At 60.4% G+C, this 14,341-nt stretch carries 12 protein-coding genes; 8 read left to right on the top strand and 4 right to left on the bottom strand.

Annotated elements, in window-relative coordinates; all coding sequences use genetic code 11:
• Positions 1–77: 77 nt before the first annotated feature.
• From AC1DX3_RS23895 to AC1DX3_RS23880, 4 genes are all read left to right on the top strand, one after another.
• Positions 78–1,259: a LysR family transcriptional regulator gene (locus AC1DX3_RS23895; RefSeq protein ID WP_476991869.1), complete on the top strand. Its 1,182-nt coding sequence runs from the start codon at positions 78–80 to the stop codon at positions 1,257–1,259.
• Positions 1,260–1,393: 134 nt separating this feature from the next.
• A complete protein-coding gene (locus AC1DX3_RS23890; RefSeq protein ID WP_476991868.1) occupies positions 1,394–3,688 on the top strand; it encodes a TonB-dependent receptor in 2,295 nt (764 codons plus the stop codon).
• Positions 3,688–4,395, top strand: coding sequence for a tetratricopeptide repeat protein (locus AC1DX3_RS23885; RefSeq protein WP_476991867.1), 708 nt, complete (start codon positions 3,688–3,690; stop codon positions 4,393–4,395). Before AC1DX3_RS23890 ends, AC1DX3_RS23885 begins: the two co-directional genes overlap by 1 nt.
• A complete protein-coding gene (locus AC1DX3_RS23880; protein ID WP_476991866.1) occupies positions 4,392–5,075 on the top strand; it encodes a Fe2+-dependent dioxygenase in 684 nt (227 codons plus the stop codon). The genes AC1DX3_RS23885 and AC1DX3_RS23880 overlap by 4 nt, the downstream gene beginning before the upstream one ends.
• On the opposite strand, the gene AC1DX3_RS23875 is transcribed toward AC1DX3_RS23880, so the two are convergent.
• The 4 genes from AC1DX3_RS23875 to AC1DX3_RS23860 are packed head-to-tail and all read right to left on the bottom strand — an operon-like array spanning position 5,072 to position 8,890.
• The gene (locus AC1DX3_RS23875) at positions 5,072–5,833 is read right to left on the bottom strand and encodes an ABC transporter permease (RefSeq protein ID WP_476991865.1); all 762 of its coding nucleotides are present in this window, start codon (positions 5,831–5,833) and stop codon (positions 5,072–5,074) included. The genes AC1DX3_RS23880 and AC1DX3_RS23875 overlap by 4 nt on opposite strands.
• Positions 5,830–6,774, bottom strand: a complete 945-nt coding sequence (locus AC1DX3_RS23870; RefSeq protein ID WP_476991864.1) for an ABC transporter ATP-binding protein — start codon at positions 6,772–6,774, stop codon at positions 5,830–5,832. The genes AC1DX3_RS23875 and AC1DX3_RS23870 overlap by 4 nt, the downstream gene beginning before the upstream one ends.
• A 40-nt stretch (positions 6,775–6,814) precedes the next feature.
• Entirely contained in the window at positions 6,815–8,053 is a 1,239-nt protein-coding gene (locus AC1DX3_RS23865) for a glycosyltransferase family protein (protein WP_476991863.1), read from the bottom strand.
• Between the two features lie 18 nt (positions 8,054–8,071).
• On the bottom strand, positions 8,072–8,890 hold the full coding sequence (locus AC1DX3_RS23860) for a response regulator (RefSeq protein ID WP_476991862.1): 819 nt from the start codon (positions 8,888–8,890) through the stop codon (positions 8,072–8,074).
• Between the two features lie 265 nt (positions 8,891–9,155).
• On the opposite strand from AC1DX3_RS23860, the gene AC1DX3_RS23855 reads away from it, so the two are divergent.
• The 4 genes from AC1DX3_RS23855 to AC1DX3_RS23840 all read left to right on the top strand — a co-directional run.
• On the top strand, positions 9,156–9,938 hold the full coding sequence (locus AC1DX3_RS23855; RefSeq protein ID WP_476991861.1) for an ABC transporter permease: 783 nt from the start codon (positions 9,156–9,158) through the stop codon (positions 9,936–9,938).
• 9 nt (positions 9,939–9,947) lie between these two features.
• The gene (locus AC1DX3_RS23850; protein ID WP_476991860.1) at positions 9,948–10,724 is read left to right on the top strand and encodes an ABC transporter ATP-binding protein; all 777 of its coding nucleotides are present in this window, start codon (positions 9,948–9,950) and stop codon (positions 10,722–10,724) included.
• Between the two features lie 4 nt (positions 10,725–10,728).
• Positions 10,729–11,553 (top strand): Stf0 family sulfotransferase, encoded by an 825-nt coding sequence (locus AC1DX3_RS23845; protein ID WP_476991859.1) that lies wholly within the window; start codon positions 10,729–10,731, stop codon positions 11,551–11,553.
• Positions 11,554–11,650: 97 nt separating this feature from the next.
• The coding region (locus AC1DX3_RS23840) for a glycosyltransferase (protein ID WP_476991858.1) at positions 11,651–14,341 on the top strand (2,691 nt) is incomplete at its 3' end.

Below are 14,341 nucleotides of genomic sequence, written 5' to 3'. Positions count from 1 at the left end.
CCATATTCCACATATCGACACGCAGGGGTTCCCTGAATTGCCGTCCTCTGCTATAGGTTTTGGCTATAGGAGGGCCCATGGTCCAATTTCATTTCCGCCGTCTTTGGGCCGTCCTGGCGGTCTATGACGCCGGCAGCACACTCAAGGCGGCGGAACGGATTCATGCTTCGCAGCCGGCTGTGACCGATGCCGTTGCGGCATGCGAAGCCGATATCGGCACGCCGCTGTTCGAACGCACGTCGCGCGGCATGATCCCGACCCGTGCCGGCGAAGCCTGGTGCCAGCGCCTGCGCGCCGCGGCCGGCCACCTGAAAGACGGCGAGGCCGCCATCCGGACGCGTACGCCCCTGCATCGCCTGGTCGTCGAGTCGCAGTTGCGCGCCCTGTCGGCGGTGATCGAGACCGGCGGTTTCAGCGCGGCCGCCCGGCGGTTGGGCCTGTCACAACCCAGCGTCCAGCGCGCCGGCCGCGATCTGGAGACCCTGTGCGGCGTATCCCTATGGCGACGCGACCGAGCGCGCGTCGAACCCACGACCGAGGCGCGTCTTCTCGCCCGCCATGGCGACCTCTGCTTTCGCGAACTGGCCCTTGCCTATGAAGATATTCGCGAAATCCAGGGCTTTATCGAAGGCAGCCTGCGCGTCGGTGCCTTGCCGCTGGCCCGCTCGCAGTGGCTGCCACGCGCCATGACGGCCACCCTTAAGCGGTTTCCGGATGCTCGGGTGACCATTGTCGACGGCCCCTACGATGAGCAGTTGAACGCCCTGACCCACGGCCGTATCGACTTTATCCTCGGCGCCCTGCGCGCCGAGCCATACAAGGATATCGCGCAGGAGAAGGTATTCGCGGATCCGGTCGTGATCGTGGTGCGCGCCGACCACCCCATGGCACCGGGTTTCGACAGCATGACCGACAAGCTGACGCCCGAGCAATTGGGCGGCCTGTCGTGGATCCTGCCGCGGACCGGCACACCCGGCCGCGGCAATTTCGAGACCTTTATGGCCGCCAAAGGGTTACCTTCGCCGCGCCGGGTTGTGGAATGCTCTTCCCTGGTGGCGGCGCGCGAAATGCTGTCGCGCAGTGACCACGCCGCTATTTTGTCGGCCCAGCAGATCGCGGCCGATGTGGCGTCGGGTTTGCTCAAGGTCATGGGCCCGCCCCTGACGGGGTCGCTGCGCGACATTGGCATCGCCACCCGCGCGGGCTTTCGTCCGACCCTGTTGCAGCGGACATTTATAGATGCGCTGAAAGCGGCCTAACGGAGGCGCCCGACCTCGACGATCCATCGCCTATTTGAACCCGTAATGAAATTGCGAATGATTTGCATTTAATCCATTGACTCGGCCAAGAATGCGACCTATTCGCAATCGCATTGTAACAATAAGGCCTGACAATGTTGATTTCGAACCGTACCACCTCCCGCCTCCAAGCCGCCGGCGCGGCCAGCCTGGCCTTTACCATGCTGGGCGGCATGACCCACGCCATGGCGGATACGGCAGCGGATTCCGACAGCGACCAGCCCACCGAAGTTATCGTCAAAGGCCAGCGCGAAATCGACTCCCCCAAACGTCCCGAACCTCTGCGCGATACGCCTAAATCCGTCACCGTCATACCCCAGCAACTGATCCAGAGCACCGGCTCCGCCAGCCTGGTCGAAGCCCTGCGCACCGTGCCGGGCATCACCTTCGGCGCCGGCGAAGGCGGCAATCCGGTCGGCGACCGGCCCTTCCTGCGCGGTTACGATTCGCAATCCAGCACCTTTGTCGATGGTCTGCGCGACATCGGTTCGCAATCACGCGAAGTCTTCAATACCGACAGCATCGAGATCATCAAGGGTGCCAGCGGCGCCTATGCCGGCCGCGGCGGCGCCGGCGGTGGCATCTATATCAACAGCAAGACACCGGTGCGCGACAACTTCACAACGGCGCAATTGGGCCTGGGTTCGGCCGACTACAAGCGCGCCACCTTGGACGTCAATCATGTACTTGACGACGGAGTCGCCGTTCGCTTCAACGCCATGGTCCACGACGCCGACGTCGACGGCCGCGACTTCGTCCATTACAACCGCTGGGGTATCGCTCCGTCGATCACCGCCGGCCTGGGGACGAATAACCGCTTTACGCTGAGCTATTACCACCTGCAAAGCGATGACGAACCCGACAGCGGCATTCCCTATAACAACCCGACCGCACCGACCGTCGCACCGAACGGCGGCACGCTGATCGTCCCCGTTCCCGGTGACGGCGAACCGATCAAGGTCGACCGCAATACCTGGTACGGCAATGCCGAGCGCGACTTCCGAAAGGAACAGTCCGACATGGCGACCTTCCGCTACGAGCACAGTTTCGGTCACGACCTGCACCTGCGCAATACGACGCGTTACGCCGAAACGCGCCAGGGCTATATCTGGAGCCAGCCCGACGACAGCAAAGGCAACCTCTATTACGGCTATATCTATGCCCGGCCGCTGTCGCGCGTTTCCGATGTCACCACCTTGATCAACCAGACCGATTTTTACGGCGTCTTCATGACCGGAAAGGTCAAGCACAACTTCTCGACCGGGTTGGAGCTGTCCGAAGAAAAGGGGCAGAACGATCTCTATAACGTCACCTATAACGGCCTGCTGGCGACCACCTATACCACCTGCCCAGTGACCGCTGTCACCGCAGGCCTGTGCATCCCCGTCATCGATCCGAACGGCAATGCGCCCTTTACCGGCACCATATCCCGCGCCAATAACCCGACCAAGGCCAGGACGACGACCAAGGCGCTTTACGCCTTCGATACCATCGAATTCAGCGAGCATTGGCAGGCCAATCTCGGCGTCCGCTTCGACGATTACGATGCCAGCTTCACCACGGCCCTGCCGGTTGTCGCGACGACGGGTCTCCCGGCGGCTGGTGGCGTCCGCAGCACCTTCAAACGCAGGGACGATCTGTTCAACTATCAGGCAGCCCTGGTCTACAAGCCGGTCAAGGATGCGGCTATTTACATCTCCTATGCGACCGCCGCGACGCCCGCCGGCAACGGTCTCGCGCAGGGGGTCGACGGCAGCGCCCTGTCGACGGCGATCAATGCCGCCCTCAAGCCACAAAAGGACAAGACGCTGGAAGCCGGCGCCAAGTGGGACATGCTGGATGGCAAGCTGTCCTTGACCGGCGCTGTCTTCGAGATCAACACCGACAATGCCCGCATCACTAATTTCGACGCCTCGGTCAGTCAGGCCGGGAAGAAGCGCGTGCGCGGTTTTGAGCTCGGCCTGTCGGGCTCGATCACGGAAGCCTGGGATATCTTCGCCGGCTATACCTATCTCGACGCCATCCTCGTCAAGAACGGCGGCAGCGGCGCCGCGGCGGGCCTGCTCGATGGCGCCCCCTTCCCCAACACACCGAAGAACAGCGCCTCACTGTGGACGACCTATAAGCTGACCCCGCGCCTGACGATCGGCGGCGGCGCCACTTACATGGACAAGGTCTACGGCAATGCCAACCCGCTGGCGCCGAAATGGGTGCCGTCCTACACCAAGTTTGACGCCATGGCGTCCTATATCATCAATGACCACCTGACAGCCCAGCTCAATGTGCAGAACCTGACCGACGAGGTCTATTTCAGCCAGGCCTATACCAACCACTATGCCACCATCGCCCCGGGCCGGTCGGTCGTCCTGACCTTGAACGCCAGGTTCTGATGACGCCTGAGATAGCCGACACCCTGAGCCATGATGACGTCGCCGCCATCATGGCCGGTCCGCCCGAAGACGCAGCCGCCTGGCTGCGTGATCAGGCAGGCCGCGGCGTCGCCGAGGCCCAGGCGCTGTACGGCCAGGTCCTGCTCGACGGCCGTGGAATCGCCGCCGACCATGCCGCCGCCTTCGACTGGTTCCTCAAGGCGGCGCGCACCGGCCACGCCATGGCCTGCAACATGGTCGGGCGTTGCTATGAAAACGGCTGGGGCCGACCGGCCAGTCCCCGCGCCGCCGCCGATTGGTACCGCCGCGCCGCCGGCCTCGGTCTCGATTGGGGTATGTACAATCTTGCCACCCTGCTGGCCCTGGGCGGCGGCGTCGCCGAGGACAAGGCCGAAGCCCTTGCCCTATATCGTCAGGCCGCGGCGCTTGGCCACGCCAAGTCGCTCAACATCATCGGCGGCTTTTACGAAGACGGCTGGGTGGTCGAAAAAGATCTCGACCGCGCCCGCGACTATTACCGCCGTGCCTCGGAAAGCGGCGATTTTCGCGGCCATTTCAACCTCGGACGATGCCTGGTCGCCGATGGCCAGATGGAGGCCGCACTGGCCCTTTTCCGTCGGGCCCGCCTGGGTTCACCCGAAGCCTTCGTCGCCAAGATGACGGCCTGGCTGGCTGAGCGTGACATCCACCTGGACGACACACCATGATGCTGCATATCCCCGCCCTGCTGACGCAAGAGCAAGTCGCCCAAGGCCGGGCGGCACTGGAGGCCGCACAGTGGATCGACGGCGCCGCTACCGCCGGCTACCAATCCACCCAGGCCAAGCACAATCTGCAACTGCCGGAAGGTTCCGCCGTGGCACGGCAACTGGGCGCCGTCATCGAAACCGCCCTGGCCGCCAACCCGCTGTTCGTCTCGGCCGCCCTGCCGACCAAGGTATTTCCGCCGCTGTTCAACTGTTATCAGGGCGGACAGGCCTTCGGCACCCATATCGACAACGCCATCCGGCAACTACGCGGCACGGATTTCCGTGTGCGTACCGACCTGTCGGCGACCGTCTTTTTCTGCGAGCCGGAAGACTATGACGGCGGCGAGCTAATCGTCGAGGACACCTATGGCAGCCACAGCGTCAAGCTTAACGCCGGCGACATGATCCTTTACCCGGCATCGAGCCTGCATCGTGTTACGCCGGTGACGCGCGGCGCGAGGCTGGCAGCGTTTTTCTGGATCCAAAGCCTTGTGCGCGACGATGCGGCGCGGCTGACGCTCTTTCAAATGGATACGGCGCTTCAGGACCTCGGCACGCGCCTCGGCCAGGACGATCCGGCCATCATCCAATTAACCGGGACCTATCACAACCTGCTGCGGCGATGGGCCGAAGCTTAGGTCCGTAGCCGATAACCCGTCTTGAATATCCACGCGATGATCGACACGCAAACCACAAGAAACACACAGGTCATCCCCAGGCTTATCCACACGTTGACGTCGGCCTTGCCGTAAAACGCCCAACGAAAGCCGTTGACCAGGTAGACGATCGGATTGAACAGGGTAAAGGTCTGCCAGGCCGGCGGCAGCATCTTGATCTGATAGAAGGTGCCGCCCAGAAAGGTCAGGGGCGAAATGATCAACAGGGGCACGACCTGAAGCTTCTCGAAGCCATCGGCCCAGACCCCGAGGATAAAACCGAACAGGCTGAAAGTTACCGAGATCAGGATCAGGAAGCCGGCGGTCGCCAGCGGGTGGACGATGTGATAATCGACGAAAATCCGCGCCGTCGCCAGCATGATGATGCCGAGGATGACCGACTTGGTCGCCGCCGCCCCGACATAGCCGGCCAAGACCTCGAACACTGAAACCGGCGCCGATAGGACTTCGTAGATCGTTCCGGTAAAACGCGGCAAATAGATGCCGAACGAAGCGTTGGACGTACTTTCGGTCAAGAGCGTCAGCAGGACCAGTCCCGGAATGATGAAGGCGCCGTACGAAATGTCGTCAACGGCCGGCATGCGCGAACCGATGGCCGAACCGAAGACGATAAAGTAAAGTGAAGTCGAGATGACCGGAGCGGCCAGGCTCTGGAACAGGGTGCGCCAGGTGCGGCCCAGTTCGGCGAGATAGATGACTTGTATGGCGTGCCAGTTCATGACGATTTCCCCACCAGGCTGACGAAAATGTCTTCAAGCGACGAACGCTGCATGTTGATGGTTTTGAAGTCGATGCCGATCGCGGCCATCCTCTTGATCAGGTCGGCGGCGCCCCCATCACTAACATCATCTTCGGCCTCGCCTTCGCCTTTAAAAGTGAAGCTGAGCGTCAAGCGATCGTCAGACAGTTCCAGCGGCCAGTCCTTCAACGCCTCCGGCACAGTATCGAGCGGCGTCTTCAGTTCGATTGTCACCTCGGTCTGGCCCAGCTTGCGCATTAAGGCGTGCTTTTCCTCGACCAGGATGATCTTGCCCTTGTCGATAACGCCGATGCGGTCGGCCATCTCCTCGGCCTCTTCGATATAGTGCGTGGTCAGAATAATGGTCACGCCTTGCGCGCGCAATTTGCGGACCATTTCCCACATGTCGCGGCGTAACTCGACATCGACGCCGGCGGTCGGCTCATCGAGAAAGAGGATTTTCGGCTCGTGCGACAAGGCTTTGGCGATCAGCACCCGCCGCTTCATGCCGCCGCTAAGCGTGGCGATCTTGTTATCCTTCTTGTCCCACAGGGACAGGTCGCGCAGGATCTTTTCGATAATCGTCTTGTCCGGCGCCTTGCCGAACAGGCCGCGACTGAAGGTCACCGTGTCCCACACCGTGATGAACATGTCGGTCGCCAGTTCCTGCGGCACCAGGCCGATTTCCGAGCGGGCGGCGCGGAAGTCTTTGACGATATCGTGACCATTGGCGACGACCGTGCCACCTGAAGGCCGCACCAAGCCACAGACAATGCCGATCAAGGTGGTCTTGCCGGCGCCGTTCGGCCCCAGCAGGGCGAAGATTTCACCGCGCTTGATCTCAAGATCGACCGCCTTCAGGGCATGGAACCCGCCCTTATAGGTCTTGTCGAGACCGGAAATAGTGATGATCGAATCCATGATGCCTCCGCGCCAGGGGATACCCGGGCATGAGACCGGTTTATGTCAGCACTTGCAAGCCAGTGATGCGCGTTTTTTTCAACGGCGCCGGTGTCACCGGACAAACCATCAACACGGCCTGCAAGACGCGCGACATGTCCACAGCCGCGAAACTGGCAACGCTCGTGCGACCTTCGGTCTGGAAGATGGCCGGCGCCAGGTTCTTGCCGATCTGATCGTCGGCCGTCGTCAACAGGAAATAGAGGTGGCCGCTGCACGATTCAAGCGCGTCTTCGGTCGTGATTTCCAGCTTGGTGACGCCCTTGGCGACCAGGGAGGTGACATCGACCATCGACACCGCCTTGGAAACGACAACACGCGGATGGTCCGTGAAATCGAGCAAGGCCGCCACGCTGTTATTACGCAGGCTGAAGGCTGCCTCGACCTGGGCCTGAACCGGGCCGTCGAAGCTATAGGGGGTGACACGAAAGTCCTGCATATTAGCAAAACCCGAAACGATGTCGTGTCCTTCCAGGAAGGACGAGTATTCGTCGGCGGTCATCAGGTTGAAGATTTGCGGGATCTTGTCTTCCGGGCGGGTGACCGGGGTCTGGTCGAAGGCCCAGGGCAGGTGCCCGGCTGTGCGGATATATTGCAGGGTATAAAAACGCGCTCGGTTGACCGAAGTTCGCGGCGTGCGGAAGGCCGTCAGGTGGGCAGTCTTGATGATCGGCTCGCCGTAGAGGTATTCCCAATTCGGTTCCCGGCAACGCGCCCGCTCTTCGGGAGTCAAAACCAGCCACAGATAGGCGCAGTGATCGAGCGGTGAACGGAAATGCCCGGCCTTAAAGACCGCGCACTGCTTGGGCGTGTGATTGAGCTCGGCCTGGAGGCGCTGAGACTCCGGTGTCAGCAGGAAAGGGAATTCCATCTCGGCCACGCCCTTATCCGAGGCGAGAAAAGCATCGTATTGCGCGTCATCGAACTGGAATATCTCATCGGCGTCGATCCGGATGATGACGTCGCCTTCGCACTGGTCGTAGCCGAAGCTGCGCTTGTGCAGTTCGTCATCCCAGATACCGCTGTGATACTTGATCTTGCTGCCGTACTTGCTCAGGATGTCATGGGTCTTCTGCCATGACCGCTCAGGGTCGATCCCCATCTTCTCGAAAAACGGTGCTACCCATTTGTAGGCGCCGTCGACGAAAACCAATTCGTCCACCCGGTCGATAACCGACGCTATCGCCTGATCGAGGAAATCATCATCGCTGTGAGCGATCATGTACGCGCTGGTCGTCATTAACGTAGTCCCGGGTTTTTACTTGGGCAGCTTGAACGGCTTGAATGGCGCGCTGTAGCCGGCATTGGTATGCAGGAAGATATAGCCGGCCAGGGCTTCGTAGACACGGTGATCGAAGTGCGGCCAATCCTCAGTGCCCTTGCCCCATTGCGGTTCGACGGTCAAGGGCGGGATGATCATCAGGTTTTCAAAAACCGTCAGTTGCGTCAGCTTCTTGAAGAAGTCCTGGGCGTCGCGCTGGCGCCGCGGATTGTCGGTGCTGGAGCACCAGTGATAACACATGAAGAATATCTTGGCGTCGGGCTGATAGTGGCGCAGCCATTTGTAGATGCGCATGTTGTTCTTGGCCGATTGGACCCCAGACAGATAGTCGTAGGTATAGTCGAACTCGCTGAGCAGCTCCTTCTCGTTGATGAAAGAGCCGAAATTGAAGAAGACCGGTGAATTGCCGTAAAGGGGATGGTCCTTCCATACCGCCATCTTCGACGCCAGGTCCATGAAGTTATCCATCAGGATGACGTCGAACTTTTCACGCTGGATTTCCTGGAAAAAATCGAGACCGTTCGCTTCCTTGCGCGCCAGCAGGTCGTGATAGCCCAGGCCCTCGACATACTGATTGAGGATATATTTGCGCGTTTCGGCCTCATGCTCGGGCTTGAAAACGAACTTCTCCATCAGGACGTCAAGCGGGATCTGCGGCGCCGACTTATCGACGAAATATTTCAAAAAAGCGTCGCTGCGGTTGTGGTGAACACTCAAAAGTTGCTCGAAACCGAACTTTTGCATGCAGGCGATCGTGATATTGGACAGGCAAGATCCGAAGGCGGCAATCTTCATAATGAAACTCGGTTGAGGCCTGGAGTCGGGCCATATGTCGGTTTCTATAGGTGCAAAGACGGTTAAGGTACATATTTTTCTTCGCCGTTTCCCATCACGCGACGCGCCCGAATACGGCTTTTTTCGCGACTTTACCGGCACGCGCTTGAGTTGGCCTGCCGGATAGTCTAACAATCGCGCCCGCAGGATTGCCGGGGGGATGCTGTGTGTATATGGATCGGTTATTAAGGTCCCTCAAACGATATTATGCGGAATCAAAGTCTCTATGTTCGGTAAAGCAATTAACGATGTCGCCCGCGGCGCAGCGCTGTGGCGGGTGTGGACCTACCAGGCCTGGCATGAAATGACGGCGCGTTATAAACGCACCTTCCTCGGCTCCTTCTGGCTTGCCGGATCGATGGTCATGACTTCCTTCTGTATGGCCTTGGTATGGGGCGGGCTGATGGGCCGCAACATGCACGATATCCTGCCCTACATCACCGGCGGCTTTCTCTGTTTCGCCATCGTCAATTTCATCTTCACCGAAGGTCCGGAATTGTTCCTGGGTTCCGGCAATACTATCAAGAACCATGCCTATCCGTTTAGCTATTATGTTTTCGAGACGGCTTGCAAATCGGTTCTGACCTTCGCCCACAACGTCATCATCTTTTTCCTAGTCTGCGCCGCTGTCGGCAATGTGGCCGTACCGCACTGGACCTTTTTGTTGGGTATGCCCATCGTCCTGGTCACGGTCATGTGCTGGGGCACGATCGTCGGCCTCTTGTCCGCCCGCTTTCGCGACCTGCGCTTCATGTTGCCCTTTATCGGCCAGCTCATGTTTTATGTGACTCCGATCATCTGGCGCGTCGGCGACATTTCGACCAAGCGCGCCTATGTCGCCCAGTTCAATCCGTTATATGGGCTGCTGGAAGTCATGCGCGCGCCCCTGCTGGGCTATGCGCCGCCGGCTCACGCCTGGGCTCTGGCTATCGGCAGCATGATTGTCGGCATTATAACCTGGGCGCTCGTCTTCCCGCCCTTCCGCAAACGTATTCCCTTCTGGATTTAGTATAACGACATGTCAGCCCTTATCCGACTGAGCGGCGTCGAGCTCTCCTACCCCGTCTATTCGATCCGCGCCCATTCCTTGCGCAACACCATCGCCAACCTCGCCATCGGCGGCAAGTTGCTGAAGGATGGCCAGGACATCATCCACGTCAAGGCGCTCGACGGCATCAACTTTTCCCTCGATGAGGGCGATCGCATGGGCATTATCGGCCATAACGGCGCCGGCAAGTCGACCCTGCTGAAGGTCATCGCCGGGATTTACGAGCCCGACCGCGGCCGGGTCGAGGTTGTCGGCCGCATATCCTCCATGATCGATATCAGCCTCGGTCTCGATTCGTCCTTCACCGGCCGGGAAAACATGCTCAACATGGGCCGGATGCGCGGCTTTACCACCCGCCAGATCCTCGCCAAGGTCGATGAGATCGTCGAATTCTCGGAACTCGGCCCGTATATCGACCTGCCGGTCAAGACCTATAGCGCCGGTATGCAGACCCGCCTGGTCTTCGCTGTTGCCACCAGCCTCGAACCCGATATCCTGTTGCTGGACGAATGGATCGGCGCCGGCGATGCGGGGTTCGCCGCCAAGGCTGCCCAGCGCATGAAAGATGTGCTCAGCAAGTCGCGGGCCTTGGTCCTTGCGACCCACAATATCAGTCTGATTCACAATGTCTGCAACAAGGTGCTGGTCCTGAACGGCGGCGCTCAGGACTATTTCGGCGACGTCGAGGGTTGGGATTTCCAGAAGATGTTGCCGATGGGCGCGGTCGCTGGCGGCGCGCTGCACTAAGCGTATGACCGGCCCGCTCGCCACGCTTTTGGCCGCGACGGCCCGCCACGTCGTTGATGAGCCTGTACGCGCGCCCGACAAGGATTTCATCGTCCTGTTCCTGGCGCGTACAGGATCGTCGCATCTCACCGACTTGCTCACTTCCGGCGGCGTCGGCGCACCACGCGAATGGCTGAACCCGGGCTTCATCGGCGGTGATGACGGCCAGGCCAGCGCCTTCGGCGCCCGTACCTTCAAAGAATATTTCAGCCGCATGCGCTCGCGCTTTTCCCCGGGCGGCGTTTTCGGCCATGAGATGACCATCGACTTTTATGACGACTGGTCGCGGGAAGTCCGGCTTGAAGACTGGTTCCCTTTCACCGTACCGGCCGTCTTTCTGTTTCGCGACAACATCGTCGAACAGGCCATCTCGGTCTATTTCGCCGTCGTTCGCAAACTCTATCATCGTACCGCCGAAACCGGATTCGACAAGCTGCCGCCCGTACCCTATGACGAAGCCGAAATCCGCAACTGTATCAATACCTTTGTGAGCCAGGAACTGCGCCTGCTAGCCTTCGCCGCCGACAAGGGCATGCAGCCACGCTTCATCACCTACGAAGCCTTGACCCAGGCCGACCCGAAAGCCGTCGTCACGGCGGTCGCCGATTTGGTCGGCGTGACACCGAAGCTCGGTGCGGTTACTTCCCCGCACCGCAAGCTGGGCGACGACCGCAATCTCGATTATGCCAGCCGTTTCATCGCCGCGAATCGGGCTTTCTGCCGCGAATTGCGGATAAGGCGCAAGCCGGTGTTCGACGCCCTGGCGGCGGCGCCCCTTTTGTCAGTGTAAAAAAGCCTTTTGCGCGTGACTCTTGCGGCAAAAATCTGTTTGTATAAATTGCAAAAAATATGAGGCAGCCGCCCTGCGGCGCATGGTTTGATAACATATGACAGTCACGTTCGAACTCAAGGATACAAGCCTGCTGATCGCGGGACTGGCCTATGACCCGCAACCCAATCTCACTCTGGATGACGAAACCGGCCGCCCCTTGAGTTTCACCTGGGAAGGCGGGCTGCTGCGCCTTGCCTTGCCGCTCACCGTTTTCGATGCACGCGCCCATAAAATTCAGGTCGCATCCGGCACCGGTAAAGGGGCGACCAGCGGCATCTTCCACCATCAATCAACCTACCAGGGCGCCTTGACGGCTGCCGGCGAGACCATCTCGGGCTGGCTCCGGGACACGACCAGGCCCGGGGTCGCCATCGAAATCGACATGGACGTCGACGACGTCACGGCGGCAACGGTCATGACCGATGGCGATACCGGTCAGTTCGACCTGTCCGAGCCGCCTTTTGGCCAGGCCGCCAGCATACTGGGCATCCGCATTCGCGGCACGACCTTTTATCCGCTGGGGCAATATCTCGTCGGCATCAATGCCCTGGATCTGCAATCGGCGCTCGATCGCGGCAACCTACCGAAAGCCCGTCGCCAAGCCTTGGAGGCTTTCAGCCGCCATGTCCTGTTGGGTAGCGCGCGCGGCACGGAACCCGCGGTCCTGCCCAGTTTCTGGCAATCCAGCCAACCGTGTCACGGCGATAGCCTGGCCGGCGGCGTCGATATCATTATTCCCGTCTATCGCGGCAAGGCGGAAACGCTCGCCTGTATCGACTCCGTACTGAACGCCAAGACGCAAGCGCGCGGCAATCTGATCGTCATCAACGACGCCAGTCCCGATCCGGATCTGACCAAGGCGCTGAAGGCGCATGCGGCCGAACACGGCTATCGCCTGCTCGACAATGCCGACAATCTCGGCTTCGTCCAGACCGTCAATCGTGGCATGCAACTCAACGACGACAATGATGTCGTCCTCCTCAACGCCGATACTGAAGTGTCGGATGGCTGGCTCGATCGCCTGCTCGCCGCCGCCTATTCGGCGCCGCGCGTCGCGTCGGTCACGCCCTTGTCGAACAATGCCACCATACTATCCCTGCCGACGATCAAGGGCAGCGAAACCCTGCCCTACGGCCTCGATCTCAAAGGCATCAATGATTTGCTGGCGCGCGAAAACGCCGGCCTGACCGTCGACCTGCCGACGGCCCACGGCTTTTGCATGTTCATCCGTCGTGCCGCTCTGCGCGAGGTCGGCTTCTTCGACGCCGAAACTTTCGGCAAGGGTTACGGCGAGGAAAACGACTTTTCCATGCGCGCCGCCACCCGCGGTTGGCGTCACCTCGCCGCCTGCGACTGCCTGGTCTATCACAAGGGCGCCGTCTCATTCGGCGAAAAGGCCGAACTGGTCGCCGCCGCCATGACCCGATTGGCCAAAATCTATCCGGATTATATCAGTCACGTCCGCCGCTTCATGGACGGCGATCCGATGGCTGCCATCCGCAATCGCGTGCAAAAGGCCTTGTGGAGCAAGGGCGCCAATGTCGTTTTCGTATCGCTGGCGACCGGCGGCGGCGTCGACACCAACATCAATTTCCTCGCCGCCAAGCTGAAGGCTGAAGGCGTCCGGGTCCTCATCGCCAAGCGCATGACGACCGGCAATTACGCCTATTGCCTGACCGAATGGGGCAGCGACGCCGCCCTCTTCTATCCCAAAAACGATGGTTTGGACGGACTATGCGCCGATATCCTGACCCTGTCGCCGCAGTTCATCCACGTCCATCACCTGATCGATCTGGAAGACGGGCTGGACCGTTTTCTCGTCGCGGCGGGCATCCCCTACTATGTCACCTTGCACGATTATTTCTATCTCTGTCCGCGCGTCACCCTGCTCGACGACGGCGGCGAATACAGCGAGGCGCCGATCGAGGCCGCCGCCTGTAATGCCTGCCTGAAACGTGGCGGCGCCCATCGCGACATGAACCCGAGCTATGACCGCATCTGGCCAGATATCACCAAGTGGCGCGATAAATGGCACGACCTGCTGAAGAATGCCCAGCTTCTGATCGCCCCGTCCCAGGCCGCCGCTGATATCTATAACCGGGTCTTTGTCGACCTGCCGCTGGAAGTTCATTCGCACCAGGGGCCGGCCACGCCCTCGATTCAAGTCGCGCCGATCGAAGCACCGGAAGCGATCACGGTTGCCCTGTTGGGCGGATTGGGTACCCACAAAGGCTATAATCAGGTTATCGGCCTGCTGCGCTGGGCCGAAAAGCGCGAGCCGAAGCTGAAATTCGTCCTGATCGGGTTCTCCGACGATATCGATCTGATCCGCTCCTTCCCCAATCTCCAAGACCTCGGTCCCTATACTGCTGAAACCCTGGAAGCCAAGATTCAGGCCTCTGGCGCGCAAACGGCGCTGTTCCTCAGTCCATGGCCGGAAACCTATGTCTATACCCTGTCGGAAGCCCTGACCCACGGCCTGACGCCGGTCGCTTTCGATATCGGCGCACCGTCGAACCGCCTACGTGCCCTTGGCGTCGGCGAGCTGGTGGCGACCGATGCCAGCCACGCCCGCATCATCAAGGCGATCAAGGCGGCCGCGACGCAGAAGATAACACCGAAAACCTATTCCGAGGGGACCTACGAGTCCCAGCTCAACGACTATTACCAACTGGGCCGCGTCCACGACGACCATCGCGCCGACAGCCTGCTGCTGCCGACGACCAAGGGCATGCATGACGACAAC

It is taken from the genome of Asticcacaulis sp. P2_B1 (genome assembly GCF_056404915.1).
This window is presented reverse-complemented; position numbering and strand designations above follow the sequence as displayed.